This window comes from Corynebacterium sp. EPI-003-04-2554_SCH2473622, from assembly GCF_001665955.1.
Taxonomy (GTDB): Bacteria; Actinomycetota; Actinomycetes; order Mycobacteriales; family Mycobacteriaceae; genus Corynebacterium; species Corynebacterium pseudodiphtheriticum.
Map to the genome: position 1 here is coordinate 51,682 of NZ_LZMN01000041.1, position 26,805 is coordinate 78,486.

The window sequence follows — 26,805 nt, forward strand, 5'->3', positions numbered from 1 at the left end:
ACAGTTATGCAATCGTCCCGTCCTGCCACCGCACCGGATTTTTTGCTCTCTCGAGCACACGGATCTGTGCGCACCCAAGGCTGCGTGGACACCTACACCGACATCGATCAAGCCATCCAAGCGCTTGCCGACGGCCAGCACGAAATGATCGTCGGTGCACTTCCGTTTAACCCGAATGACCGTGCCGCCCTCACGGTGCCTGAATCCATCATTCGGGAAGACGGCCCACTGGAACCACCAGCGTTTTATCGACAGGGCGAGCTACGAGCACGAATCAGCTCGGTGGATCCGGAACCGCAAGAGCATTTACGGCGGGTGGAAGCCGCCATCGACACCATTGTCTCGTCCCGTTTGGAAAAGGTGGTGCTAGCCCGGGCGGTAGACTTCGAATTTCTTGCCGACGTCGACCCACGGCTGGTTGCTGCCCGTTTGATTGATAACTCCGCGCATCGCGACGGCTTCATCGCCGACCTGTCACCTGCTGGACGCGAAGGCCACATGCTGGTTGGTTCTTCGCCGGAGGTGCTGGTAAAACGCCAGGGCTCTACCGTCAGCGCCATCCCCATGGCTGGTTCTGCTGCACGGTCTGCCGATCCCGTAGAAGATGAAAACGCACGTTTTCACCTGCAAAATTCTACAAAAGATCTGCACGAGCACGGTTTCGTGGTCGAGCATTTGCGTACTGCGTTGTCTCCACTGTGCGAGCAGCTGAGCATTCCGGCGAAGCCACAGTTAATCAAAACAAACGAGATGTGGCACTTGGCAACCCCAATCAGTGGGCAATTAAAACAACCGCAATTGAGTGCACTGGACTTGGCAGCGCGCATCCACCCCACCCCCGCTATTTGTGGCACACCGACGGCCGCGGCCGATCACTTAATCCACACCGCGGAATCCGCCCGCGGGTTTTACGCTGGCGCAGTTGGCTGGTGCGATAGCACCGGCGACGGGGAATATTTGGTGGCCATCCGCTGCGCCGAGATTTGGGGTCGACAGGGCCGCACCTGGGCGGGTGGCGGCATTGTCGCAGATTCTGATCCAGAACAAGAATTGGCAGAAACCACAGCGAAGCTGCAGACAATCCTGCGCTCGCTGGGGTTATAAGGCCGCCGGACTTATCCGTCCGAGTGGCCCGGCTTTTAACTCTTAATGGCTCTTAAACAGCTTCTCCGGGCTAAGCGCGTTCTACTGGATTGCCCAGCTTGCCCAGACCAGGGATTTCAATTTCGATGAAGTCGCCTGGCACCATTTCTTCCGTACCAGCCGGTGAACCAGTACACACCACATCACCCGGTAGCAGGGTCATCGACGCAGTGATCTTTTCCAAGATTTGGCCAACAGTATTAATCATCTGCCCGGTGGAAGAATCTTGCTTAATATTCGTTTCGCCCTCGTGGGTGAGGTAGGCCTTGATCGGGTGATCCGATAGATCGAATTTATCGATATCGGTCTCAATCCACGGCCCCAACGGAGCGAAGGTGTCAATGCCTTTAGCGCGCGCCCACTGGCCATCAGAGAACTGCAAATCTCGCGAAGAAACGTCGTTAATGATGGTGAACCCTAGGGTGACGTCTTTCCACTGCTCGGCCTTCAAATTTTTGCACGGGCGAGAAATAACCAATGCCAATTCGCCTTCGAATTCAACGCGAGTGGCGAAATCTGGAATCTTAATCGGCGCGCCAGGACCAGTAATAGCTGTAGGAGGCTTCAAAAACAGTGTCGGCGGCAAGGAGTCTGCTGATTCCTTAAACACCTCTGCGACGTGATCAGCATAATTTCGCCCAAGTGCCACAATCTTCGACGGCAGCATCGGCGCCAATAGTTTTACATCGTCCAATTTCCATTCCTTGCCAGTGAACTCTGGCTCCGTGAACGGGGTAGAAGAAATTTCGCGGGCTACCAGCTCGTCGTCGCCTTCGATGACGACGAAAGCCATACCCTCTGGGTGAGCAATTCGTCCAAAACGCATGTCATCTACTGTACAAGGCCTGCCCCACAAGGCCTACTCTCTAATATCTTTTAATGTGTGCACGCGGCTCGCCGCGGTAATCGCAAGATAGACCTCGGCGCACGCCAGTGCGTCACTCAACGCGTTATGGCTGTTGTAATGCGGTAATTGGTAGCGCTCCCGGATTCGTGGCAGGCGTAGGTCCTCACCACGCGGGTAGGTGGCCATACGTTCCATGTGCCGCCGTTCCAAACTAAACGTGTCGACGACCGTAAGATCCGGGACTGCACCGTCGTACAGCTGCCGACAATGCTTGTGCACAAAGCCCGTTTCGAGTGCAGCAAAATGAGCCAACAGCACGCGCCCATGCAAAGCTTCCAATAACTGCTCCATCGCTTCTTCCGGCTTAACCCCCAACGCAATTTCGTCGTCGGTAAGGCCATGGATGGTGGCCGACTCCCCCACCTCCCCGCCAGCAACCACCACATAGCCCGCACCCGATAAATCAATACTTCGCCCATTTAATGGCACCCAGCCGATCGACAGCATCGTGTCCCGGGCAGGTTTAATTCCCGTGGTTTCCATATCGACCGCAAGCGCTGGCAAATCCTCCAGCGCGGTATCCGGGGCGGGTGCAGCGATATCGAAGGTTTTTTGCCCCCACAAACCACCGGAGATCGTAGAAATAGCAGAAAGAAAACTCATCAGCACTACCGCCTGTTTAAGAAATGCTACGCACGGGATATTTGTTACCCAATGCAGATTGCATCCGCTTGATCACTTGGAAGGAATCACGCAAATGCTCCCGATCCATCTTTGATAGCCGCTTCGGGTCAACGTGATAATCCGGTTGTTCACCGTGCCTCAACTTACGGGCCTGATGGCGCAAGGTGAGTGTGCGCAAGAAATAAAAAGCATCGGCAAGATCACGCGCGCCTTCCTTGGATACACCGACCCCGGCAGAGAGTTCTAACCGCGTAGCGGTATCAACAGCATCGACTCCGGAAGCGATTGCATACAACCGAGCCATCTGCACGATGCTATAGGTGCCTCCGGTTTTGATATTCAGCGTCCGCGCATAATCTCCTGAGCGTTCCACCACCAAACCTTTGAAGAAAGTCAAGGGTGGTTCCCGGCGCGCCGCCAAGCTTGCCAAGTGCGCGTGCAGTCGTTTGGATTCGCCTCCCATGCGCACCGCAGTGCGATGGACTTCGTCGGCAAGCGCGGTATCACCATAAACCGGGCGGAAATCGAAAAAGGTTTGGGCATGCAGCAAAGCATCGGCATCCGGCGCGGTGATCCAGCTGTGGAATGTATCTTCCCACTCCCGGGCTGTTTGACGCCACAACGGATTAGTCGCCATCATATCGCCGGGGCACCATGCCTGTCCGGCCTCTGCCAAACCTTCACACACCCACCGCGCCAGGTTGGCAAAGTACTCGCCATGTTGGTTCGGATTGTAATCATCGGACAAGACCATCGCGTTGTCTTGATCGGAGGATAGTCCCATTTCTCGTCGTCCCTGCGATCCCAGCACCACAAAGGCATACGGGACCGGTGGCGCGCCGAATTGTTCTTCTGCCAGCTCCAACAGCCGGCGGGCGATACTGTCTGCGGCGATAGTCATCATCTGCGCTGCTTCCGCAAAATCACCACTGCGATCGAGAAAACGCGCAATCACCGCGCAAGCCTCTCGATAAGCATCACGCAGTTCCTCGCGGGAAGTCCGTCGAGAAAAGTCTGCGGTTAAGTAAATGGGGTTCACCCGGAGCAAACGTGCAATATCGGCACCAGCGACTACCCCGACGACTTTGCCTTCTTCCAGCACTGGTAAGTGGTGGATTTTCAGCTCGGCCATCAGCAACATTGCTTCAAAAGCCAGTGTCTCTGGAGTGACGGTACGCAGGTCCCGCGTCATCACTTCGCTAACCGGCAAGGAAGTATCCAGTGACTGCGCAACCACGCGGCCGGTCATGTCGCGATCGGTAACAATGCCGCGCAGGGCTCCATCAGCAGTAATCAACAATGAGGAAACTGCTTGTTCCCGCATTTGCTGTGCGGCCGCGGCAATACTGGTTTCAGGCGCGGTTGCCTGTGGGTTCACGATCATGACGTCCCGTAGTGGGGTGCGTAAAACACCGGTGGCGGCGTCGTCGGCAAGATCTTGGGCTGCACTCCGAATTTGTCTGGTTTGTAAAGAATAAAACCGTTCGATATCAGGATGTTCGGCTGCCGCACGCTGAAAAGCTTCGCGCGGCAGTTCCAAGATCAGGCTGTCTTCGACTGCAACGGTGGTATAGCGTGACTCGGCAACCCCAGGATCTGCTACCAGAGTCGAATACCCAAAGCTCAACCCGGGTTCACGGCGGTCCAAAAGCCCACCTTCAGAATCCAAGACATCCATGGCCCCGGAACGGATCACGTGCAAGGTGTCGTTGCGCTGCCCGGCTTCTACGACGGTGGTCCCGCGCCGAATATAGCGCATAGTCATAGAAGCCGAAATTGCCGTTAGAGCATCTGACGGCAAGTGAGAAAACGGTTCGTGTTCAGCCAGAAAGCCGGTGACTTCCTCTACTTCTACGCTCATGCTCCTAGATTACTCGAGACGAACGTAAAAGTAGTCCTTTTCACACATACTTCTTGGCATGAACCAGATTACGAACTACTGGTAAGAAACAAACCACGGACGAGGATTGATCTGGTAGGTCTCTTCCGGCGTGAAGGTCGGGTTGTCTTCATCAATGAAGTTCTTCCACGCCATATACCAGCCGTCGGCAAGATCATTGCGGACCATATCCCAGGTAGCAAACTTCTCCGCTGGCGGGCCGTGTCCATCTGCGTGCAGCACGAAACCAAGCTCTGGGTAATTGGTGTTCACAGCCTCACGATTACGGATCATCTGGTGCTGGAACTGGTGCACCATAAGGCCTTTCTGTGGCAAGTTATTCTCGCGGACTAGCTCTGCCAACCATTCAGAGACCTCATTGATTTCCGCGGCGTCAACGTGTCCAACCTGCTGCAGGGGCACCTCATTAGGGCCTAGCTTCCACTCCGGGTCCAATGCCAGACCTACATAGGGCTGTTTCAACAGTTCCTCGTAGTGCTTGGCCTGTTCCAGCAGGCTTTCGCGGCCGGGTTGCAGGTCCAAGAAAGCATAGCCACCGTCTTCGATAGCAGCGTCGATATACGGTTGCAACTCCGCCGGATCAGTGTAGTTAGTGTACAAGCCATGTGGGCCCGGCTGTGCAGCCGCAATGGTTGCGATGATTTCAAAGGCCGGGATGACTGGTTGCTCATCCAAATGCTGGTACTGATCCACAAGCTCATGCGCGTGGCGAATGGCTTCTTCTGGTGGCATTTCACCCATCACGCCCAGAGCCGGGCCAGCTGGGTGTCCATACAGGGCGATCATTCGACGGCCGGGGAATACGAGTCCGCCCCCACCAGGAAGTTCACCATTTGCTGCCAGTGCAACGGTGCGATCCACGTAATCCTGGTCCCCGAATGCAGCGCCCAAAGTGATGATGTCGCCGTTGAGTGCGGCGTCCATCGATTCTGCGGTTGCGCGGATATCCGGCGCATCCAGCACAGTCACCTCATTGCCCGCAGCCAAAACTGAAGCGACCGAAGCCAAAGCAGTGTGCTCAGTGACGTAAATCGGAGTGGCATTCTTAGCAGAGTTGCCCGGCAGGTTTCCGTTTTCTTCTAAGTGATCCAACAGCCCAGCGATCCGTGGCCCGTCATACGCCCACGGCAACGCCGCAGGTTCCTGAATTGGTTGCGCAGAGTCCACAACGTCGACTGGCGCATCTGCACCGGTAGTAGCAGTCGTACCGGTGCTTTCGCTCGTGCCGTTTGCGGTATGCTCTTCGACTTTTGGCGACCATTCCGACCATTCGTGACCAGCCGGGGCTGTCGGATTTCCGACCGTGATGATGTTTTCGACATCGTGCGAACTGAAGAAATCGACTAAGTCCATTTCAAACTCAGCCATGACGGCGATCATCGGGGCTGCTTCTTCTACAGCAACAGTCGCGGCCGTCCGCTGGGCGCCCTCGTCCTCAGCAGCAACGATAACCGTCGAGAAATCATCATAAAAATCAGCAACGGTGACATCGCCAGTACGATTGCCGTCCGATAAGGCAGTTGCCACTGGTGGTCCAGATTCCTTACTCTCCGTAGATCCGTCGGCAGCCCCTTGCTCATGCGCAGAGCTCAACGGCGAGGTGTCCTCCTCCGCATCAGCACACGCGACCAGTGCGCAAGCCATCACAGCCGCCACACTCAGGCCGCCAGCTTTCTTGGCCCGGGAAGAAATTGCGCGTGATAACAATGACGAGCGTGACGACGAGTGCGACGCCGCTGAAGACGACGCCTTTGCAGAAGAGGCCACCTCGGGCAGATGTGCTTTCGAAAACGAAGGACGAGGATTCATGCTTACTATCCTATGCATTCACCGCCGCGGCGATACGGTCGCCCACCTCGGTCGTAGAAATAGCCTGGTTACCGCGGGAACTAATATCGGCGGCCACCGCTTGTTCAATCTTGGCCGCGTTATCCTCGTCACCAAGATGGCGCAGCAATAGAGCCACCGACAAAATCGCTGCGGTGGGATCAGCAACGCCAGTACCCGCAATATCCGGCGCAGAACCGTGCACCGGCTCAAACATGGACGGGTTTGCGCCCGAGGCATCAATATTGCCGGAGGCAGCTAATCCAATACCACCGGTGACAGCACCAGCGAGATCCGTCAAGATATCGCCAAACAAGTTATCGGTGACGATGACGTCGTAACGCTCCGGATCTGTCACCATGTAGATGGTGGCTGCATCAATGTGGTGGTAATCGACAGTGACATCCGGGTATTCCTGGCCTACCTCCTGTACCGTACGCATCCACAAACCACCGGCGTTGACCAACACGTTTGTCTTGTGCACCAGGGTGAGGTGTTTGCGTCGGTTCCTGGCGCGCGCGAAAGCATCACGGACAACACGCTCCACACCGTATCGAGTATTTTGCGAAACCTCAGAGGCTACCTCATGCGCAGTGCCTTCACGCAGCACGCCCCCGTTGCCGCAATACAGCCCTTCGGTACCTTCGCGAACCACCACGAAATCAATCTCACCGGGATTAGCCAACGGTGAAGAAGAAGTCGGATACAGCTTCGAAGGACGCAAGTTGACATGATGGTCCAAGGCAAAGCGCAGTTTGAGCAATAGGGCCCGCTCCAGCACGCCTGCAGCAACCTTGCGGGGGTCGCCAATAGCACCGAGCAAAATCACGTCGTGTTCGCGAAGCGCGGCGAGGTCCTCATCAGTGAGCGTGTCCCCGGTTTCCAAGTATCTGTCTGCCCCCAGATGGAAATCGGTCACGTCCACGTCGTCACGCACCGCATGCAAGACCTTCAATGCCTCTGCGGTAACTTCGGGGCCAATGCCGTCGCCAGCAATAACAGCGAGTCTCATAGAGTGGTATCCTTTCTCAAAAATGCGCTTTCCCATAGCGTACCCGAACAAGTGATCCCAAACACCAAAGCGAAGCTCAGCACCAATCAACTCGCTAAATAATCAACTTCTGCCACTGCCCCACATCCGGAAAATTCCGCTCACCATCCAACCAACGACGGAACACCTCAGAGGCCGTATGCAAATCCAATCCTCCAATCCCGAAATGTAATTCGGCCGCGCCATTACGCACTTCAATCCAGAAACCCTCATCCGCCATAATGTTGCCCTGCGTACCCACCGAACCCGAGGTCGCAGAATAAAAACACTGAATATAGTGCTGCGTATCCCACTGCGAACTCCGCTGGAAACTCCACTGCGTTTCCTGCTGCGTTTCTTGGTTCTCCTCCGCCGAGGCACTCTGCGCCCGTTCCCCTTCGCGCAAAGACTTTCCAGCATGGACACTGCGCGCAGGCTTGCGGTCAATAATTTTCACATAGTCAGCTCGCGAATATTCAGTGGTGCTCTGCTGCCGGTAAATCTCTTCCAGCACGTCAGCAATCCCGCTTGGCGACGACCAGCCCAAGGTATAGTGCGCCGTCGTCATAGGGTAACGAACCAGGTCATCGCCATAGGCAAGTGTCGTGTCGCGATCCAGATCGACCAGCCCCAGATGCTTCGGGATCACAGCCTGGAAAATCTTGGTCATTGCTGTTGGCTCTTGCTCTGGTGTTATCGCCACCAACACCGCCGCAGGTTGCAGGCTTCGCACGGTCGGCTTCGGGTTAATCTCTCCCAGCATGTCAACGGCATCGCGTAGCGAGCCATTAATTATGTCAAGGTTCAAATCAGGAGCCGAGATATCTGCTGCATACACCTCATGCGGACGGACAGACTTCGGATCAAAAATAGCTAGGTAGCGCGAACGCTCTGGCGTGCCTGGTGAAGCTGCAATCATATCCCCAGCCTAATAGCCAGCGCACTCGGCGGGCCTGCCCCATTCCCTGAACACTGTTTAGTGCAGCTCATCGCACCTATTCGCTTGTGCACCGACAGAGTCAGCGAACCTGTGATGGTTTAAAATATTCTCATGCCGGAGACCATGTATTCCATCAAAATGCGAGCCAGCCGCGCCGGGGCCCATATATCCGGGGCCGAGCGCATAGTACCCGCCGGTTTTGTGAGCCAGATCAGCGAACACCTGCATGCTCGCGCACTTGGGCACCCCAAAGGACGCCCGGATTCTATCGTGGTCACCACCACTGCACTTGCCAAAGACGACATTATCTACCTGCCAGAACTCGCCGTTTCTGAATTACCGTGCGCTTCCCCACACCAGGCTCGCGCACTGGTGACCGATTTGCTAGCGGAAGTAACCCCGCACAGCGAAGTCATCTGGAACTACCTACAAACAGTCACGGGGCTGCGTGGAGCGATGGTGATAGATAGCGCAACGGGCCAACGAGTCGAACCAGATAAGCAACGCGGGGTGCGCGCGAGCACCATGGACCACCGCAGCTCACTAAGTCTTGCTGCCGCAACCGAACCAGACAGCAAAAACTACGTGCGCGAAGCTCGTGTGCTCGCCGCAAAAGTAGCCTCGTGCCCACACGTACTTGCAGAAGTCTGCATCTCCGATGACCCGGACTACACCACCGGATACGTCTGCATACGAGGTCGTTACCATCGCATCGCGAATATGAAGCTGGCTGGTACCGACCAAGGAACTCGAGTGATTGTCGTGAGCCGAGCGGACCAAGAAGCACTCGCCGAAATCTCTGCCTATTTAGAAAACCAAGCAGTGATCGTCGGATGAACCTCACCGAGCTCGCCACCCAGCGTCTAGAAAAATGGCAACAGCAAGGGCTTATGCGCACCCCCATAGAATTTGTCGGACCACAAACCCCGCGGGCGCAGCTAAAAGATCAGCCCAGCGAACGCATCTTGCTGTCATCATCAAATTACCTAGGCCTTGCTACCCATCCAGAAGTTATCGCCGCAGCAAGGTCTGCACTGGAAGAATTCGGCACCGGGTCCGGCGGATCACGCTTAACGACGGGATCCACTACCTGGCATCGTCGCATAGAACGAGAACTAGCCAACTTTGTCGGCTTCGAAGATGCAGTCCTGTTTGCCACCGGGTACCAAGCAAACCTTTCCGTTCTGCAAACGCTGGCACACCCGGATCTGCATATCTTTTCGGATTCGCTCAATCATGCCAGTCTCATCGACGGCATTCGCTTAGCCACAACTTCCGGTACGAAGAAATCGATTTACCCACACTGCGACTACACAGCATTAGAACAACAGCTGGCAGAATGCACCGCTAGGTACAAACTAGTAGTCAGTGATGGGGTATTTTCTATGGACGGTGATATCGCCGACCTAGCCAGGCTGCGCGAAATCTGCACTCACCACGACGCCTGGTTGCTGGTTGATGATGCACACGGAATCGGGACTGTGGGCAAGCACGGGATTGGTAGCACTCAAGTACACAACACCCGCCCCGATATCCTGATTGTCACGGCTAGCAAAGCCCTGGGAGCAGAAGGCGGCTTCGTGGCTTGTTCGACACCGGTCGCAAATTTATTACGTAACCAAGCACGCGGCTACGTGTATTCAACCGCCTGCAGCGCAGCAAACTGCGCGGCTATCTCCGCTGCACTAGAGGTGATTCAAAAGCCACTGACACAGCAACACCCAGTGGTACGCCTCCAACAACGTGCTGCCGCGCTACGAGAAATCACCGGAATTCGCGTTTTCGACGGCGTCGATTCTGACAGCGTCCTTTTTGACAGTGCCCATTCTCCGATCATTCCCCTACCGGTCGGCGCTGAATCTGCTGCCGTGCGCCTGGCCTCCGAGTTAGCAGACCGTGGCTTTCATATTCCGGCTATCCGCTACCCAACCGTCGCACGCGGGCAAGCGATTCTGCGAGCAACTGCTATGGCCACCTTAGAGCTTGCCGACATTACGCAGTTTGCACAAACCCTCAGAGACCTTGGATGGCGACCACCCACACCTGCCAAAGCCATAAGCCCAGGACGATAAAACTAGCCCCCGCCACCATGCACACAAGCCCCTAGCACGACGAACGGTCTGCCCAAATAAAGGACAGACCGCTCGCCAAACCTAGGAGAACTCAGCCAACTAGCTCTAGAACACCAGCTGGAACGATTCTGCAGACAGCTTGTCTGCGATCGTCTTCTCAAGCTCAGCTGGAACTTCTGCTTCCACACGCAAAATCAAAATAGCGCCATCACCCTTAGCAGCCTGGGTCAACGCCGCTGCTTCGATGTTGATGCCAGCGTTGCCCAGTTCAGTGCCAACAACTCCCAGAGCACCAGGAACGTCAGTGTACTGGAAGAACAAGTTACGCCCCTCGGCACGCATGTCTACACCGCGACCATCAATCCGTACGATCTTTTCGATGCGTTCTGTACCAGTCAGCGCACCAACCACCGTGGCTGAAGCACCATTAGAAGCAACAACTTTCACCTGAAGCGAGGAACGGTGGTAAGCAGATTCACTCTGGCTATCCACGCTAATCTGCAAACCACGCTGTTGCGCAACTTGCGGAGCATTAACGAAAGTAATCGCTTCATCCGTCACACCACTGAACAGACCACGGACTGCGGACAGACCCAAAACGTCTAGTTTCTCCGTGGACAGCTCACCGCACCCTGTTACCTCCAGAGAAACTGGGGCACCATCCAAGAAACGAGCGGCCGCAACCCCCAACTTCCGTGATAATTCCAGCCAAAGGGCAACTTCTTCATCAACACGGCCACCAGAAACATTGACGGCATCGGCAACGAATTCACCACGCAGCGCCTTCAGAACAGATGCTGCAACGTCGGTACCTGCCCGGTCCTGTGCCTCCACGGTGGACGCTCCCAAATGTGGGGAAACCACGGTTTCTGGCAACGCAAATAATGGAGAATCAGTGCACGGCTCGGATTCATACACGTCAAAACCGGCGCCACGGTGGTGTCCGGATTTAATAGATTCTGCCAATGCCGATTCGTCAACCAAACCACCGCGAGCCGCGTTGATGATGATCTGGCCCTTCTTCGCCTTTGCCAACAAATCGGCGTTGAACATACCAGCAGTTTCTTTGGTCTTCGGCAAGTGAATGGTCACAAAATCCGAACGCGACATGAGCTCATCGAGCTCCACCAACTCCACGCCTAATTGCGCGGCACGCGCCGGGTTCGCGTAAGGGTCATAGGCGATAATTTCGGTTTCGAATGCTGCCAGACGTTGTGCAAACAACTGGCCAATGTGGCCGAATCCGACGATACCGATAGTTTTATTGAAGATTTCCACGCCTTTGAACGACGAACGCTTCCATTCGCCGTCGCGCAGAGTCTTATCAGCGGCCGGAATCTGTCGCGCTGTAGCCATCAGGAGCGCAATGGCTTGTTCACACGCAGAATGAATATTTGATGTTGGGGCGTTTGCAACCATGACGCCACGTTCAGTAGCTGCATCAATATCAACATTGTCCAACCCGACACCTGCGCGCCCAACGATGCTGAGCTTTGGTGCGGCCTCGAGCACTTCCCTGTCGACGGTCGTTGCCGAACGCACCAGCAGCGCATCCGCATCGCCAACTGCAGCCAGCAGTTCCTGGCGATTTGGGCCATCAACCCAACGAACTTCGACGGCATCGCCCAGGGCGTCGACCGTGGACTGCGCTAGTTTGTCTGCGATTAAAACCACCGGCTTGGTCACTGAAATACTCTCCTGCGAAAATTGGCTTGAATAGAGGTGCTATGAACTTGGGATGTGGTTTGGATTATACAACCAGGTTGGTGTGGCGGCGCGAGCTCCACCGGGATTAAAATTCGTGAAGCGCAACCGCTTAAGACTTGGTATTTTTGCTCTTCGAAACGGTGGTATTTTCTGCTCGCTGTGCAGAAAGTTCTGCAACCCGAATTTTGTGCGAAAACTCCCGTGAGGTTCCAAATTGACGCCCAAAAGCGATCAATGGCCCGTCGGCAAGACCTGCGACCATAGCCAAAGACTCAAAATTACTGGTGAGATCGGTCTCTGGCATCACGCGCACTTTAGCTCCGAAAGCCGTGGCATTAGCTACCGAAATTGCTGGCGATTCATTAGTAGCCACCATCACCGGCGCCATTTCTTTATCACGCCGCGATTGTGCATAAACCGCGGGCAAGGGATCGTGCTCCCGGGTTTCCAACGGATCCCATGTAGCCACCACTTCTTGCTTGCCACCAGGGGTCAGCTGAGATAAAGCGTGTACGAGATTGGCAGGATCACTGACTTCGATTTGTTCAAATTCGTGCGCTGAAAAATCCGCCAAAGCTTGATCGGTGCCAGGGTCATTGAACACTTCGAACGCGCCTGTACTATCTGCGATCCCCACTTTACCGACGGTAAGAACCCTTTCGACCCTTAAGTCTTCAATTAATTGGCGGATTTCGCCGTGCACGCTCCGGTCATAGATCACCACCGGAGCGTATTGTGCTATGCCAATCGACGCTCCCCGGGCAATAGCCCCATCGCGGTTTTCAACCACAATCAGTGTGCGTGATTGTCTAAAGAATTCCCGCACAGTCTCCAAACCGAAGTCCTCCGCGATGACTTGTACCCTATTCGGATAGGCATCATCAACGAACCGGTTCAGATTTTCTGAACGCGCCTGATTAATAGCGGTGGGAATAGCAGAGGTGGTCTTTTCGAAAGGGCGCGATTCAAAATTTTGCTGCACCGAACTACACGAAGAGACCACCAATCCACTGGCAGCGATGACCGCTGCCACCACCGATCTATGGTTAAGCCGTGGCATCAAGTGGGTTTTTCACCCAGCTCATCAGATCGCGAAGCTTCGCGCCTGTGGTCTCAATCTGGTGCTCGTTGGTCTCCTTACGTAGATCCTCGAGCTCCTTGTTGCCGTTTTCCACGTTGTCGATCAGACGCTTGGTGAAAGTACCGTCCTGAATGTCGCTCAGGATATCTTTCATGCGCTGCTTGGTGTCATCGTTGATCACACGTGGACCCGACAGGTAGCCACCGAACTCAGCGGTGTCAGAAACCGAGTAGTTCATGTTGGTCAGACCACCCTCGAACAACAAGTCCACAATCAACTTCAGCTCATGCAGGCACTCGAAGTAGGCCATCTCTGGCTCGTAGCCGGCCTCGACCAGAACTTCGAAACCTGTCTTCACCAGCTGCTCAGTACCACCACAGAGAACTGCTTGCTCACCGAAAAGGTCAGTGACGGTTTCCGCTTCAAACGTGGTTGGGATAACGCCAGCACGAGCACCACCAATTGCAGAAGCATAAGACAGGCACAGGTCATGGCCTTCCTTCTTCGGATCCTGCTCAATAGCGATCAAACAAGGAACGCCTTTGCCGTCTGCAAACTGGCGACGAACTAGGTGCCCCGGCCCCTTTGGTGCAACCATGCCGATAGTGATGTTGTCAGCGGGTTCAATCAGCTTGAAATGGATGTTTAGACCATGGCCGAACAGGACAGCGTCGCCATCCTTCAAATTTGGTGCGATCTCATTGTTATACAGATCTTTCTGAGCAGTATCTGGCGCAAGAACCATGATGACATCTGCCCATTCGGAAGCTTCCGCGTTGCTCTTGACGGTGAAGCCAGCTTCCTCCGCCTTAGCGCGGGACCGGGAATTTTCGCGCAGACCGATAACAACCTCAACGCCGGAATCACGCAGGTTTTGAGCGTGTGCGTGTCCCTGAGAACCGTAGCCAATGATGGCTACCTTGCGACCCTGGATGATCGACAGGTCCGCGTCGTCCTCGTAAAAAGTTTCAATAGCCATAAAAGATCCTTTCTGTCGGATTCTATATTAGAAATAGCTTCTAACCTGATTTTAATCTACCACAATGCGTATCACGCTATGAGACAGATCTGCCACTAGGTGAGATCATTTTCCGGGGGCCATGATCTTCGGGCCACGAGCCAGCGCGATCCGACCACCCATAACGAGTTCACGAACCCCAAATGGCTCAAGCACATCCAACAATGCGCGGAGCTTACCCGAAGTTCCAGTGGCCTCAATGACAACGGATTCCTTAGCGACGTCGACAATCCGAGCCCGGAAAATATTCGCAGCATCCACTACCTGTGGGCGGTTGGAGGCATCCGCAGATACCTTAACCAGCATGATCTGCCGCGCAATTGATTGCGACTCTTCCAGTCGAACAACCTTAAGCACCTCGATCAGCTTGTTCAGCTGCTTCGTGACTTGTTCAATTACGACATCATCTGCATCAACAACCACGGTCAAGCGGTTGATACCAGATTTTTCGGTGCGTCCAGAAACTAGAGAAATGAGGGAATAACCGCGGCGGGTAAACAGCTGCGCAACGCGGGAAATAATACCGTCGACGTCTTGGACTAGGACAGACAACGTGTGGCGAGTCGTCTCATATGCAGCCATGGTTATTTCTCCTGTTCCGGATGCTCTTGCACGGTCTCATGAATTTGTGCTGGGGATTCCCCAGCAGAGTTATCTTCGTCGAAAAGTGGACGCAAGTCTTTCGCGTACTGAATATCCGAGTTCGACGCCCCGGCTGAGACCATCGGCCAAACTTGCGCGTCCTCCCCAACGACGAAATCGATGACGACCGGACGGTCGTTGATCTCCCGTGCTTTCGCAATAGCAGGCGCGACTTCTTCCTTTTTAGTGACCCGCAACGCGACGCAGCCCATCGCCTCAGAGAGCTGCACGAAGTCCGGCACGTAATCGCTGTTTTCTTTCTTCAATTTGGTATTGGAATAGTGCTCGTTGAAAAACAGCGTCTGCCACTGGCGCACCATACCCAAGTTACCGTTGTTAATCAGAGCCACCTTAATCGGGAACCCCTCCATGAAACAGGTGGTGAGCTCCTGGTTGGTCATTTGGAAACAACCATCGCCGTCGATAGACCAGACTTCTTTTTCTGGACAACCGGCTTTTGCACCCATAGCAGCAGGAACGGAATAGCCCATGGTTCCCAAACCACCAGAATTTAGCCACGTGCGTGGCTTCTCAAAATCAATAAACTGCGCAGACCACATCTGATGCTGTCCGACGCCCGCGACATAGACGGCATCCGGACCAGCTGCCTGCGAAAGTTGCTCAATGACATACTGTGGTGACAACGCACCGTCAGCCTGCTCGTCGTAGCCACGAGGGAAACGTTCCTGCAGGCCATGCAAGTAGGTCATCCACGGAGTCAGATCGCGAACCGCGCGGGAAGAATTGTTCTGGAAAGCTCGCAACAGACCCAGCAAAACTTCCCGGGCGTCCCCGACGATCGGAACATCCACTGCCCGAATCTTACCGATCTCCGCCGGATCCACATCAGCGTGGATAACTTTGGCATCCGGCGCAAAGGTAGAAGTATCACCCGTAACCCGGTCATCGAAACGCGCACCGATCGTGATAAGCAAATCGGCACGTTGCAAAGCTGCAACCGCGGGAACCGAACCATGCATGCCCGGCATGCCCATGTGCAGTTCATGCGATTCCGGAAATGACCCCAGCCCCATCAGCGTGGTCACGACCGGGATACCCGTGTATTCTGCAAACTCCCGCAACTCACGGTGCGCTTCCGCCTTAATCACACCACCGCCGATATACAACACCGGTTTGTCCGCCGCGGCTATCAGATCAGCTGCAGCAGTCAGTTGTCGCGGGTGTGGGTTGGTTACTGGCTTATAACCTGGAAGGTCCACCGTCGTCGGGAAAATATAGTCTAACTCTGCAACCTGCAGATCTTTCGGGATATCCACCAACACCGGCCCCGGACGTCCCGTCGACGCCAGGTGAAATGCCGAAACAATCGCTTCTGGGATTTCTTCTACATGCGTAACCATGAAATTATGCTTGGTCACAGGCATTGTGACGCCACGAATATCGGCTTCCTGAAAGGCATCAGTACCCAACATTTTGGAACCTACCTGCCCGGTAATCGCTACAACCGGGACAGAGTCCAACATAGCGTCAGCAAGCGGGGTTACCAGGTTGGTGGCTCCTGGTCCAGAGGTTGCGATCATCACGCCAACCTTTCCAGATGCTTGCGCATAGCCCTCTGCCGCATGGCCAGCCCCTTGTTCGTGGCGTGCCAGCACGTGACGTAGTTTTTCTGAGCTATACAGCGCATCGTATAGCGGGAGCACCGCACCGCCAGGAATGCCGAAAGCAATATCTGTACCAAGGTCTTCCAAGGTTTTCACGATGGCTTCTGCACCGATCATGCGCGTGCTTGCGCTCTTGGAACCGGCGCCGGATGCAGCTACCGACGGGCTGGGCTGGTTTGTGGCCGACACGTTATGGTCTCCATTCCATCAAGGTTTTCTATGTTTCACGCTCGGGTGATCATGCCGAAGACGCAAAATTGCGGTGTTTTATTGCGGTCTTCTCACAACAAAAGCCCCCGACATTCGCACTATGGTGGGTGCTGTCGGAGGCGTGCGTTAATGCGGCTGCAAGTGTGTCCCGTTCGGGCACGCCCCCTAGGGCACTACTACTTGAAGTCGAATTTCGTTGATCACGAGATCTACATTACACAATGATGTGAGAAAACTCGATTTCACCCCCATCTGGCTCACAGCACCCCGTCGATGAAGTCTAAGATACGATTCATGACGCTAGATTTCGTGCTGGAACAGATCTGGCGCTGGTCGATCGAACGTGGCGTAGACTTCGCCTTGCTGTTCATCGGCGCGCTACTCGTTCCTCGGGCAGGACGCCTGGCCCACCGCTGGTCACAACACAGGTCACAGCGCATCGCCGATTTTGATGAATCTAAATCATCACTTGCCGTCGCCGGTGTTGCGATTTATATCGCGCAGCTCATTGCCTACTTCGTGCTGTTCGTGTTTTTCCTGCAGCAACTAGGCTTCTCTCTCGTGGGCGCTACCATCCCAGCTACAGCCGCTTCCGCTGCCGTAGGTCTGGGCGCGCAATCGATTATTGCTGACTTTCTCGCCGGGTTTTTTATTCTGTCCGAAAAACAATATGGCATCGGCGACTGGGTGAAGTTTGAAGGCAACGGAATCGAAGTCGAAGGCACAATCATTCAGGTGACAATGCGCGCCACCCGTATCCGGACCTTGAATGAAGAGACCATCATCGTCCCAAACAGCACCGCCCGCGTCTGCATCAACCATTCGCACTACTGGTCCTCAGCCGTCGTCGTGATGCCAGTCCCGCTGCTCGAAGTGAAAACCCCATGGGAGGCCGTCGAGAGATTCCAAAAAGCAACGCAGCGCGCACTCGAAGTCCCAGAAATCGCCGAAGTCCTCAAAGGCGATTTGGAAATTCACCCAGCGGTCGGCAACGGCATCAACCCTCCCCAGGTAGTTGGAATGCCCTGGACCGTAAATATCCGTGCGATGATTATGACTGAAGCAGGTATGCAATGGATGGTTGAGCGTGGCATCCGCCTGTCTGTAATGGAAGAGTTTTGGAGCGAATACGGTTCAGCCCCAACTATTAACGGCGACCTACAGGGCGAAGTCTCCCTACGAAAGAAACCGGAATATACCGAAAACACCTCAGGTTCTTATGCCAACAACCCATGGGTGGATCTATCCCTTGGCACCACCACACCAGAAGAAAACAGCCAGGAGATCACCGAGCTAACCGCACAAGACTCCGAGCATTACCGCAGGCTGGACCCGCGCACGCTCGTCGGCAAGTTATTGTCGTTCAATGGCAACCTTCGCCCTTCAACAACGGGCCTATCGTTATTGTTTATCGCTCTGCTCATTGTGCGTATTCTCGGCTCCAGCATAGAAATCGACGGCGAACTGGTACACGGTCCGCTGGCACCCCCTGCGACAGAAACCACACTGAAGGTATCCACGAATTAAAGATTTTTCCTTCATCCCGTAGCATGGTCGCCATGAGTGTTGCAGAAAACCCAGCCCAGGGCACCAGTTTCCGCCCAGAGCGCACCCACATTATTGCCGCTGTACTCATCATTGGCATTGCAATCATGGGCATCGCCTGGGCTCCCCTTGTGCTTGGTTGGTTGTTGCTTTTCCCGTTGGCCTTTATCTACTGGGCTCTACGCGCAAAAACAACCGTCACCGCAACAGGCATTACGATTACCTATGCCTTCAAATCCGATGTCACCATCGCCTGGGAGGAATTCCAAGGCATTGGGTTTCAACGATCCCGAGTTTTTGCCAGCACACGGGACGGCAAACAATTCAACCTTCCCGGGGTGACTTTCCAATCACTTCCCGCATTAGAAACCGCATCTCAAGGACGAATCCGAGACGTCCTCACCGAGGGCAAAGAAGCCGCTGACGAAAAAGTTGTGATCACTCATCGCGACGGTCAGCGCATCATGATGACACGGGACGAATTTGAAAAATACGATGGCGTTGCTGCCCAGCACTACGAATCGCACCCGGCCTCTCGCAAACAGCAGCACCAACAAGTCCACGAACACAAGCCAGACCACAGCCCCCGGAAACCACATAGCAAGTCGCGTCAGCAACAACAGCAACGCCGACGTTACCAAGGGGACAGCTGAGAAAACCGGATTTAGGTTATTTCTCCCTGCTTCGCCGACTAAACCGCACAATAGAAAGGCATCCTTGTGTACCCTCTTCGCTCGAAAGTAACAACCGTTGGCCGCAATGCTGCAGGCGCGCGCGCTTTATGGCGTGCCACCGGCACCCGGGATAATGAGTTCGGTAAGCCAATCGTGGCAATCGTGAATTCCTACACGCAATTCGTGCCCGGTCACGTGCACTTAAAGAACGTCGGAGATATCGTTGCCGAGCAAGTACGCGAAGCCGGCGGTGTACCGAAAGAATTCAACACCATCGCGGTGGACGACGGAATCGCCATGGGTCACTCGGGCATGCTGTATTCCTTGCCTTCTCGGGAAATCATCTCCGATTCTGTCGAGTACATGGTTAACGCTCACACTGTCGACGCCATGGTGTGCATTTCCAACTGCGATAAGATCACCCCGGGCATGCTTAATGCAGCTATGCGCCTAAACATTCCCACTGTTTTTGTTTCCGGCGGCCCGATGGAAGCCGGAAAAGCCGTCGTCATCGACGGCGTTGCGCAGACGTCTTCAGACCTTGTCGACGCCATCTCCGCATCGGCTAACGACAAAGTTTCTGACGACGAACTTGCCAAAATCGAGGAATCGGCCTGCCCTACCTGCGGATCATGCTCCGGCATGTTTACAGCCAACTCGATGAACTGTCTGACCGAAGCCCTTGGTTTATCTTTGCCAGGCAACGGCACCACGTTGGCAACACACCAGGCACGCCACGGTTTGTTCCAAAAAGCAGGCCAGTTAATCGTCGACATGTGCGAGCGCTATTACGGTAATGAAGACGAATCCGTCTTGCCACGCAGCGTCGCTACGAAAAAGGCGTTCCGCAACGCAATGGCGCTCGATATGGCCATGGGCGGTTCCACCAACACGATTTTGCATACCCTCGCTGCAGCCCAAGAAGGCGAGGTCGATTTCGATCTACGCGATATCGAGGAAATCTCACACCAAGTGCCGTGTCTGTCGAAAGTCGCTCCCAATGGGGTCTACCACGTAGAAGATGTGCATCGCGCCGGTGGCATCCCCGCGATCTTGGGCGAACTGCGACGCGGCGGTTTGCTGGACGAAGATGTTCATACGGTGCAGTACGACACCCTGGACGGCTGGCTTAACGACTGGGACATCCGCGGGGGCAAAGCAATCACGGACGCCGAGGATCTGTTTTATGCAGCACCAGGCGGTGTGCGCACCACTGAGCCATTCTCCAGCACAAATCACTGGGAATCATTGGATACCGATGCCGAGACAGGTTGCATCCATGATGTTATGCACGCCCATTCTGCCGACGGCGGGCTCGTCGTCTTGCGCGGCAATCTCTCGCCAGATGGCGCTGTACTGAAAACCGCGGGTGTAGACGAAAACCTTTGGGAATTTAGCGGTCCGGCACGCGTGCTGGAATCCCAAGAAGCTGCTGTCAGCGCAATCCTCAAGCGCGAAGTACAACCTGGTGAGGTCGTCGTAATCCGTTACGAAGGCCCTGCCGGAGGTCCAGGGATGCAAGAAATGCTGCACCCTACCTCCTTCTTAAAGGGCGCTGGGCTGGGCAAAAAGTGCGCTCTGATCACGGATGGCCGGTTCTCCGGAGGCACTTCAGGGCTGTCCATTGGGCATATCTCACCAGAAGCTGCAGCAGGTGGTTTAATCGGATTGATCGAAAATGGCGATACCATCCGCATTTCCGTCAAGGACAGGAGCTTAACCCTAGAACTTGCCGACGAAGAAATTGCACGTCGTCGCCAAGAAATGGAAAACCGTGCGCAACCGTGGCAGCCCACCGAACGTAAGCGCACCGTAACCAAGGCGCTGCGTGCTTATGCCAAGATGGCTACCAGCGCAGATAAAGGGGCCGTACGCCAAGTTGACTAGCAGAGACACTAGTTTGCGGCACCACAGTGCTCCATTGCTAACCATTATCGGGCTAATTGCTGGGCTAGCCGCAACGTTTTATCGCATCAACAAAACAGCGTCGCCGGTGGATATGGTGATCTACCGGCAGGGCGTTGACGCATTTTTGCACGGTCGGGAAATGTATTCCGAGCCCATGTTTGCCGGCGACCTCGCGCTGCCATTTATCTATCCGCCGTTTGGCGCACTATTTATGGCACCCCTCAATATAATCCCTGGGATTGATGACACCTTCGCCGGTCGTATCGTCATCGCACTCTCCAACGCACTCTTGCTGCTCTGCTTATGGTTGGTATGGCGCTGGCTACTCGACGCTAACCGCTGGGCCATGCCAGCCGCAGCTATTTCTTGGGCGTTGGCTTTAATCAGTGAGCCGGTGGAGCTCAACCACAGCTTCGCCCAGATTAACGTCATCCTCATGTCGTTGGTGGTACTCGATCTTGTACCCCGCAAACGCACACTCCCACAAGGATGGCTAATCGGCATCGCCGCCGCAATCAAACTAACGCCATTGGCAATGCTGCTCTATTTCCTGCTCCGCAAAGACTTCCGAGCAATAGTCACCGCCGGTATTTCTGCTGCACTCGCAACACTGCTTGCCGCTATCGTGCGCTTCGATGCCACCTGGGAATTTTATGGTGCTCGCCTTCTGGGAATGGGTTCAGGTGGAGATTTCGGAGTCAATACCTCGTACCAATCAAACAGCTCCTGGCGCGGCATGATCCAGCGCTGGTTTAGCAGCGAGCAAGCTTTGGAAGATTCCGGACACCTCGTGACTGCTCTCTGGGCAGTGTTGGTAATTCTAACTATCACCACTGGCGCATGGATCATGATCCAGTTATTGCGCCGTGGCTATCTCGTCGACGCCTGGCTTATCAACGCAGTAATCATGCTATTAATTTCTCCAGTGTCGTGGTCCCACCATTGGGTCTGGTTAGCCGTAGCGGTTCCGGTGTGGTTCTGGCGGGCACATAGCATGCGTGATTACGGCCTTGGGGCTACCGTCGCGCTCTGGATTTCCGTTCTGGTAGTCCTCGAACAACCACCGAAATGGTGGTACGGCGATGCCATCGAAGTACACGCATTAAGCTTTTGGCCGAAGGTATTTGTTAGTGATTTCGTCTGGCTCGGCTTAGCAACCCTGCTCGTTATCGCCTGGGAATGCCGACCACAAGGCAAGTATCACCAGCACAAGAAATCGCTAGCAGGATTGCCCAGCCAAACCGGGACGAGCGATAAAATAACGCTTTAAGCCGACAGTGGGTTGGTTCCTGCCAGCAACCACCATGCGACCACGACTGCCGCAATGCCGAGGATCATAAAGAGCCAGGAGGAGGCTAGCGGGCGTCGTGCCCAGCCGCGCGCACCATCAAGCGCATATAATCCGGGCCCGGTAAATTGAACTACCAGCGCAAGAACTGCTGCCATCACCGGCACCCACAAAGTTTCTTCCCAGTTAAAAACGTTGAGACCAGTTTGCGCCTGGGCAAGCTCGTGGACGACCAAAAACCCAGTCACAATCCACGCAAGCATGGCAGCAACTGGTGCTAACAAGCCAAGCAGCAAGAAAATACCAGCAGCCAATTGTACGGACGGAACTGCGATGGCCACTAAATGTGCTTGGTTATAAGCAGCAAAATCAGATTCTAAGCCTGCAATACCCTCATGGGAGCCCAGTGTGAAAAACGTCCCGGTCGCTTGAATGATCAGCCACGCAGAGAGCGCAATGCGCAGCAGGAACAGCCCCAAATCAATAGTCCCGCGGCGAGTATCAACCGTGGTCACCGGCTCTGCACTAGCAGCGTTGCCAGGCGTTTCGGCTAAGACACCAGTTCCCTGTGCATAAGGCCCATCAACCGGAATCTGTTCATCGTTGGCGAGACCTTGCTGCCCCTGTGGAACACCTTGCTGAGGTGGCCCCGAATACCCGGCTTGTTGTGGTGTAGCAGATGCTGCAACCGGTATGGTGGTCTGCTTGCCAGCAGGATCAATGACTTCGGTAGCGGCAAAATCTTCATCCCGGTATTCCGGACGATGCTCATCCATTGCGTCCGACACGCCAGCATCCGCCGCGCCAGCATTCGGTGCACCAGCATCCGTAGCGCCAGTATTAGTAGCTGCCTCTGGCTGGGCAAACTGCGTCGTTGGCTCGGAATCAACGCTCGCACCAGTAGCGCGGTTTTCGCTAGAATTCGGCTCGATCACCTGAGGAGCTGCCCGGCCAGCTCGTTCGAAAATAGTTGTACGAGCTTCTGTAGACGGAGAAGTTTTCTCTGCGTCAGCTTTTGCCCGTTGTGGTTTTTCGGAAGGTTGGGTCGCCGATGTTTGCGGCCCCTCATAGGTGGGGACGTCGAATGCGTCATCGTGAAAATCCGCTTTATCTGGTTTTCGGCCAGCGTTGCCACCTTGGGCTGTGTTGGAAGTATTTTTTCGATCGCTCATGGACCCAATTTATGCGATCACCCTGCAGAAACCAGGCACCAACCCACCGATAAACCGAAGAGGTTACTAGCACTGGTCCAACAATTCGCCAAGCACTCGATGTTCAGCGTCAGTAGCCCATAACCCGTAAACATATTTCACGTGAACCTGGATACGCCCATAATCGCAACGAAAAGCCTTGTTGGGTGGCAACCAACTGGCAGCATCAGCTGCACCTTTCGCGCGATTGCTGGATGCGTCCACGGCCAAGAGATTAATCGGGTCATTCGCGAAATCACGGCGCTTAGTTTCACCCCATTCGAAAGCCCCCTTCACCCAGGCGTCGCCAAGCGCAACTACGTGTTCGATATCTACCTGATTGTCCCCACGACGAAAGTCAATGTGTTCACCGGTATACGGGCTAGTAAACTCGCCACTTTCCACAAGGCATCCATGGGTCCCATTGCGAACAGAGATCTGAGCTAGATCGCGTTGCAAAATATCATTGCGAGTATCACAGCCATTACGTCCACCAGCGACATTCACATCGTCAGTCCACGCAGAACCAAAACGCTCCCTATCATAGCCGGTTTTCGGGGCTCGGCCTTTGATCTCCAAGCTCTGATGCATGGCACGGTAATCCAGCGAGTCGTCTGTATAGACACCTGGTTGCGCATGCGGAAACGGATGCTGCGCACTCTGATTCTCCGATGCTTCCGCATTCGTTTCCGCAGCCTGTGTGGTGGTAACCGTGGTAGACACCGTGGTAGTTGTAGTCGCACCAGCTTGCCCCTGGGTGGAATCTGCACCCCCAGAAACAGTGCAGCCTGATAACAGCACAGATACTGCGCCCATCAGGGCAATCCCCGTAGTTTTTCTTAGCGCTCGCATAGTGCGCTTAGATTACCACAGCTTTTGCTATAGTTGACACGTCATACAGTTTCCGTTTTAGAGAGAGCAATTACGCATGCCACAAACAGATGATTGGGCCGGAGACGCCCACAACGCCGCCACTAGCGGAGAATTCCGACGCGATACCAACTACATCGGGGACCGTATCCTCGCATCAGTAAGCACCACCCAGGCGCAACTAGCAGAGCAGAACGTCATGCATTGGCCAGTCCAACCACACCGGTACCGACTGGTAGCGGCACGCGCCTGCCCCTGGGCACACCGCGCAGTGATAGTGCGCCGACTACTAGGTCTAGAAAACGTCATTTCCCTAGGGCTAGCCGGCCCTACACACGACAAACGTTCCTGGACCTTCGACCTGGACCCAGGCCAGGTCGATCCTGTACTACGCATTCCTCGTCTCCAGGACGCCTACTTTAACCGCTTCCCCGACTATCCCCGCGGCATCACAGTGCCCGCACTAGTAGAAGAATCTAGCCGAAAAGTAGTCACCAACGATTTCTCGTCGCTCGTGCGCGATTTCCAGACCGAATGGACAAAATACCACCGCGAAGGAGCCCCGAACCTACTCCCACCGCGGGAGCAACACGCAGAAATGCACGAGATTAACGAGTTCATCTTCAAAAAATTCAACAATGGCGTCTACCGCTGTGGATTCTCCGCATCGCAAGAAGCCTACGAACAAGCCTACGCAGATGTCTTCGAAGTATTGGACTGGCTCGAACAGCGCCTAGCATCCCGGCGTTTCATCATGGGTGAGCACATCACCGAAACCGATATCCGGGCTTACGCTACCTTGATTCGCTTTGATGCCGTTTACCATGGTCATTTCAAAGCCAACCGCAACAAAATCAGCGAAATGCATAACGTCTACGGCTACCTGCGCGAACTATTCCAAACCCCTGGGTTTGGCGACACGACGGATTTCACTGAGATCAAACAACATTATTACATCGTGCACCGCGAAGTTAATCCTACGCAGATCGTGCCCGCTGGCCCAGACATGTCCGGGCTGGCACAACCACACGGGCGTGACCATCTAGCTGGTGCACCATTCGCGGAAGGCACCAGCCTCCCCGGCGCACTACCCGAAGAAGAAAAACTAAAAAACCCGACCCAAATGCAACGCGAACTTTTCCGCTTACATTAGGTCGGGTAGAAAACTAAACGCCCATCCGATTAATCGGCTTGCGACCGCTTCTCTTCTTTTTCAGAAGGAGACTCATCTGCAGGCCGCACGGAATCCTGGGCGAGAGAATCCGCATAAGTATCTGCCGTCTTTTCTTCCTTGGCTTCTGCTTGGTTTTCGTCGGCAAGCAACTTGTAGTCTTCGCCGATGCTGAAATCGACATCATCGTCATCATCCAGCTGGGTGGCGACTTCATCCGAAATGTAGTTGTACAGTTCCTTGTCGCCCAAGTTGGACTCCGAAACCAACTTCTGCATTTCTTCGTTGTGCTTCCTTTCAAGCTCCTTATCAGGGTGCAAAGACAAGTACATCAGTTGGCGCAAGCGCGCGCGTTTAGTGGCTTCATCGCGAATCCGCGAGAAAGACTTAACCCAGGCACCAACCAGCACCACAACCATGAACATGCCCATGTAACCCAGAACTGGGTAAACGTATTGCATCAGGATGTCGAAGCCGATAAAGCTGACGGCAAATCCCAGCAAGGTGCCCACAATGAAGATCACGCGGTACTGGTTCTCGCGGCCAGCGGAAAGGCGCTTACCGAGAGCGTAGAACATACCAATTGCGGTGTTAAACACCATGGCGAAGATCACTAGCGCCATGATCAGGCCGAGGTTTTCGTTGATGTCATCAACCAGGGTGAGCATCGGAATCGAGGTTCCATCAATCAACTCTGCATTGAACAACATCGCCATGGTCGCCAGGACCAACATGATGGCGTAAGCGATACCACCGAACAAGCCACCCCAACCAGCTTCACGTGGATCCAGGTAGTCGCCACCAATAACCAAGGTCATCGAGACCGCAAGGATCAATGCGAGACCGTTGTAGTTAAGAGCCGACAACAGCCAGTTACTAATTGGGCTCTCAATTTCAGCAGAACGTTGCGCAACCAAATTCACATCGTCTGGCCAGTTGAAGAAGGTATAGATGGCAACAGAAACAATCGCGATGATAATCAACGGCGTAAGCAAACCGATGATGCGCGAAACTTTATTGACATCCAACATTCCGGCTACAAGAACCAGCACCAGCATAACCGTGGAACCAATCCATGGCTGCCACCCGAACTGCTGCTCTAAGTTAGAACCGGCACCTGCAAGCATCACAAAGCCGATAGAGAACAGGGTGATGACTACCGAAATGTCCAACAAGATGGAGACGATTGGATGTGTGGTGCGTTTAAACACCAAGCGGTGTTCGCGGGCATGGAAATAACTACCCAATTGCAGAAACACAGTTCCAGCCAGGGCCATAATGATGCCTGCTACCGCAGCACCTGCTAGCCCCCACATTCCATAGGACGAGAAATACTGTACGACCTCACGGCCGGTAGCAAAACCTGCACCGACAACGAGGCCCACAAAGGACAGGGCAATACCTGTAATGCGTGTATAAGACACGAATCATCG

General features: G+C 54.6%; 22 protein-coding genes. 8 read left to right on the forward strand and 14 right to left on the reverse strand.

Annotated elements, in window-relative coordinates:
• The first annotated feature begins 6 nt into the window (after positions 1-6).
• Positions 7-1,104 (forward strand): isochorismate synthase MenF, encoded by a 1,098-nt coding sequence (locus A5774_RS04200; RefSeq protein ID WP_064833595.1) that lies wholly within the window; start codon positions 7-9, stop codon positions 1,102-1,104.
• 70 nt (positions 1,105-1,174) lie between these two features.
• Here the strand turns inward: A5774_RS04200 and A5774_RS04205 are convergent, their stop codons facing one another.
• The 6 genes from A5774_RS04205 to A5774_RS04230 all read right to left on the reverse strand — a co-directional run bounded on the left by A5774_RS04205 (position 1,175) and on the right by A5774_RS04230 (position 8,350).
• Positions 1,175-1,969, reverse strand: coding sequence for a fumarylacetoacetate hydrolase family protein (locus tag A5774_RS04205; RefSeq protein WP_064833518.1), 795 nt, complete (start codon positions 1,967-1,969; stop codon positions 1,175-1,177).
• Between the two features lie 33 nt (positions 1,970-2,002).
• Positions 2,003-2,653 carry an exonuclease domain-containing protein gene (locus tag A5774_RS04210; protein WP_064833520.1) on the reverse strand — a complete coding sequence of 217 codons (651 nt, stop codon included), beginning with the start codon at positions 2,651-2,653 and terminating at the stop codon, positions 2,003-2,005.
• Positions 2,654-2,669: 16 nt separating this feature from the next.
• Positions 2,670-4,535 (reverse strand): DUF294 nucleotidyltransferase-like domain-containing protein, encoded by a 1,866-nt coding sequence (locus A5774_RS04215; RefSeq protein WP_064833522.1) that lies wholly within the window; start codon positions 4,533-4,535, stop codon positions 2,670-2,672.
• Between the two features lie 75 nt (positions 4,536-4,610).
• Positions 4,611-6,383 (reverse strand): hypothetical protein, encoded by a 1,773-nt coding sequence (locus tag A5774_RS04220; protein ID WP_082936095.1) that lies wholly within the window; start codon positions 6,381-6,383, stop codon positions 4,611-4,613.
• A gap of 10 nt (positions 6,384-6,393) precedes the next feature.
• Positions 6,394-7,413, reverse strand: a complete 1,020-nt coding sequence (locus A5774_RS04225) for a 3-isopropylmalate dehydrogenase (protein WP_027017768.1) — start codon at positions 7,411-7,413, stop codon at positions 6,394-6,396.
• A gap of 94 nt (positions 7,414-7,507) precedes the next feature.
• Complete coding sequence (locus A5774_RS04230; protein WP_064833524.1) at positions 7,508-8,350, reverse strand: hypothetical protein; 843 nt, start codon at positions 8,348-8,350, stop codon at positions 7,508-7,510.
• Positions 8,351-8,482: 132 nt separating this feature from the next.
• Between A5774_RS04230 and A5774_RS04235 the strand changes: the two genes are divergently transcribed.
• Positions 8,483-9,208 carry a 6-carboxyhexanoate--CoA ligase gene (locus tag A5774_RS04235; protein WP_064833525.1) on the forward strand — a complete coding sequence of 242 codons (726 nt, stop codon included), beginning with the start codon at positions 8,483-8,485 and terminating at the stop codon, positions 9,206-9,208.
• Positions 9,205-10,443, forward strand: coding sequence for an 8-amino-7-oxononanoate synthase (locus A5774_RS04240; RefSeq protein ID WP_064833526.1), 1,239 nt, complete (start codon positions 9,205-9,207; stop codon positions 10,441-10,443). Before A5774_RS04235 ends, A5774_RS04240 begins: the two co-directional genes overlap by 4 nt.
• Before the next feature lie 105 nt (positions 10,444-10,548).
• Here A5774_RS04240 and serA read toward each other — a convergent pair whose 3' ends face one another.
• From serA to A5774_RS04265, 5 genes are all read right to left on the reverse strand, one after another.
• Positions 10,549-12,129: a phosphoglycerate dehydrogenase gene (gene serA / locus A5774_RS04245; protein WP_023019607.1), complete on the reverse strand. Its 1,581-nt coding sequence runs from the start codon at positions 12,127-12,129 to the stop codon at positions 10,549-10,551.
• A 130-nt stretch (positions 12,130-12,259) separates the two neighbouring features.
• Positions 12,260-13,186, reverse strand: coding sequence for a hypothetical protein (locus A5774_RS04250; protein ID WP_156519541.1), 927 nt, complete (start codon positions 13,184-13,186; stop codon positions 12,260-12,262).
• Positions 13,187-13,196: 10 nt separating this feature from the next.
• A complete protein-coding gene (gene ilvC / locus A5774_RS04255; protein WP_021352354.1) occupies positions 13,197-14,210 on the reverse strand; it encodes a ketol-acid reductoisomerase in 1,014 nt (337 codons plus the stop codon).
• A 105-nt stretch (positions 14,211-14,315) separates the two neighbouring features.
• Positions 14,316-14,831: an acetolactate synthase small subunit gene (gene ilvN, locus A5774_RS04260; protein ID WP_021352355.1), complete on the reverse strand. Its 516-nt coding sequence runs from the start codon at positions 14,829-14,831 to the stop codon at positions 14,316-14,318.
• Between the two features lie 2 nt (positions 14,832-14,833).
• Positions 14,834-16,705 carry an acetolactate synthase large subunit gene (locus tag A5774_RS04265; protein WP_021352356.1) on the reverse strand — a complete coding sequence of 624 codons (1,872 nt, stop codon included), beginning with the start codon at positions 16,703-16,705 and terminating at the stop codon, positions 14,834-14,836.
• A 315-nt stretch (positions 16,706-17,020) separates the two neighbouring features.
• On the opposite strand from A5774_RS04265, the gene A5774_RS04270 reads away from it, so the two are divergent.
• The 4 genes from A5774_RS04270 (at position 17,021) to A5774_RS04285 (ending at position 22,123) form a co-directional block, all read left to right on the forward strand.
• Complete coding sequence (locus A5774_RS04270; protein ID WP_021352357.1) at positions 17,021-18,253, forward strand: mechanosensitive ion channel family protein; 1,233 nt, start codon at positions 17,021-17,023, stop codon at positions 18,251-18,253.
• Between the two features lie 32 nt (positions 18,254-18,285).
• Positions 18,286-18,924: a PH domain-containing protein gene (locus tag A5774_RS04275; RefSeq protein ID WP_231892339.1), complete on the forward strand. Its 639-nt coding sequence runs from the start codon at positions 18,286-18,288 to the stop codon at positions 18,922-18,924.
• A 66-nt stretch (positions 18,925-18,990) separates the two neighbouring features.
• A complete protein-coding gene (ilvD, locus tag A5774_RS04280; RefSeq protein ID WP_064833528.1) occupies positions 18,991-20,832 on the forward strand; it encodes a dihydroxy-acid dehydratase in 1,842 nt (613 codons plus the stop codon).
• Positions 20,833-20,866: 34 nt separating this feature from the next.
• Positions 20,867-22,123, forward strand: a complete 1,257-nt coding sequence (locus A5774_RS04285; protein WP_031267992.1) for a glycosyltransferase family 87 protein — start codon at positions 20,867-20,869, stop codon at positions 22,121-22,123.
• Here A5774_RS04285 and A5774_RS04290 read toward each other — a convergent pair.
• Both A5774_RS04290 and A5774_RS04295 read right to left on the reverse strand, forming a co-directional pair.
• A complete protein-coding gene (locus A5774_RS04290; RefSeq protein ID WP_064833529.1) occupies positions 22,120-23,313 on the reverse strand; it encodes a DoxX family membrane protein in 1,194 nt (397 codons plus the stop codon). The genes A5774_RS04285 and A5774_RS04290 overlap by 4 nt on opposite strands.
• A 66-nt stretch (positions 23,314-23,379) precedes the next feature.
• Positions 23,380-24,147, reverse strand: coding sequence for an HNH endonuclease family protein (locus A5774_RS04295; protein WP_051619247.1), 768 nt, complete (start codon positions 24,145-24,147; stop codon positions 23,380-23,382).
• A 112-nt stretch (positions 24,148-24,259) separates the two neighbouring features.
• On the opposite strand from A5774_RS04295, the gene A5774_RS04300 reads away from it, so the two are divergent.
• Positions 24,260-25,354, forward strand: coding sequence for a glutathione S-transferase C-terminal domain-containing protein (locus A5774_RS04300; RefSeq protein ID WP_064833532.1), 1,095 nt, complete (start codon positions 24,260-24,262; stop codon positions 25,352-25,354).
• Positions 25,355-25,383: 29 nt separating this feature from the next.
• Here the strand turns inward: A5774_RS04300 and A5774_RS04305 are convergent, their stop codons facing one another.
• The gene (locus A5774_RS04305) at positions 25,384-26,796 is read right to left on the reverse strand and encodes a hypothetical protein (RefSeq protein WP_064833534.1); all 1,413 of its coding nucleotides are present in this window, start codon (positions 26,794-26,796) and stop codon (positions 25,384-25,386) included.
• Positions 26,797-26,805: the final 9 nt, after the last annotated feature.

Excerpts from the sequence above, each read along its gene's own strand:
- A5774_RS04300 (WP_064833532.1), top strand. The coding sequence starts at position 24,260 with ATGCCACAAACAGATGATTGGGCCGGAGACGCCCACAACGCCGCCACT.
- A5774_RS04275 (WP_231892339.1), top strand. The coding sequence starts at position 18,286 with ATGAGTGTTGCAGAAAACCCAGCCCAGGGCACCAGTTTCCGCCCAGAG.
- A5774_RS04295 (WP_051619247.1), bottom strand. The coding sequence starts at position 24,147 with ATGGGCGCAGTATCTGTGCTGTTATCAGGCTGCACTGTTTCTGGGGGT.
- A5774_RS04240 (WP_064833526.1), top strand. The coding sequence starts at position 9,205 with ATGAACCTCACCGAGCTCGCCACCCAGCGTCTAGAAAAATGGCAACAG.
- A5774_RS04200 (WP_064833595.1), top strand. The coding sequence starts at position 7 with ATGCAATCGTCCCGTCCTGCCACCGCACCGGATTTTTTGCTCTCTCGA.
- A5774_RS04235 (WP_064833525.1), top strand. The coding sequence starts at position 8,483 with ATGCCGGAGACCATGTATTCCATCAAAATGCGAGCCAGCCGCGCCGGG.
- A5774_RS04205 (WP_064833518.1), bottom strand. The coding sequence starts at position 1,969 with ATGCGTTTTGGACGAATTGCTCACCCAGAGGGTATGGCTTTCGTCGTC.
- A5774_RS04215 (WP_064833522.1), bottom strand. The coding sequence starts at position 4,535 with ATGAGCGTAGAAGTAGAGGAAGTCACCGGCTTTCTGGCTGAACACGAA.
- A5774_RS04230 (WP_064833524.1), bottom strand. The coding sequence starts at position 8,350 with ATGATTGCAGCTTCACCAGGCACGCCAGAGCGTTCGCGCTACCTAGCT.
- A5774_RS04210 (WP_064833520.1), bottom strand. The coding sequence starts at position 2,653 with ATGAGTTTTCTTTCTGCTATTTCTACGATCTCCGGTGGTTTGTGGGGG.
- ilvN (WP_021352355.1), bottom strand. The coding sequence starts at position 14,831 with ATGGCTGCATATGAGACGACTCGCCACACGTTGTCTGTCCTAGTCCAA.
- A5774_RS04270 (WP_021352357.1), top strand. The coding sequence starts at position 17,021 with ATGACGCTAGATTTCGTGCTGGAACAGATCTGGCGCTGGTCGATCGAA.
- A5774_RS04225 (WP_027017768.1), bottom strand. The coding sequence starts at position 7,413 with ATGAGACTCGCTGTTATTGCTGGCGACGGCATTGGCCCCGAAGTTACC.
- ilvC (WP_021352354.1), bottom strand. The coding sequence starts at position 14,210 with ATGGCTATTGAAACTTTTTACGAGGACGACGCGGACCTGTCGATCATC.
- A5774_RS04220 (WP_082936095.1), bottom strand. The coding sequence starts at position 6,383 with ATGAATCCTCGTCCTTCGTTTTCGAAAGCACATCTGCCCGAGGTGGCC.
- A5774_RS04290 (WP_064833529.1), bottom strand. The coding sequence starts at position 23,313 with ATGAGCGATCGAAAAAATACTTCCAACACAGCCCAAGGTGGCAACGCT.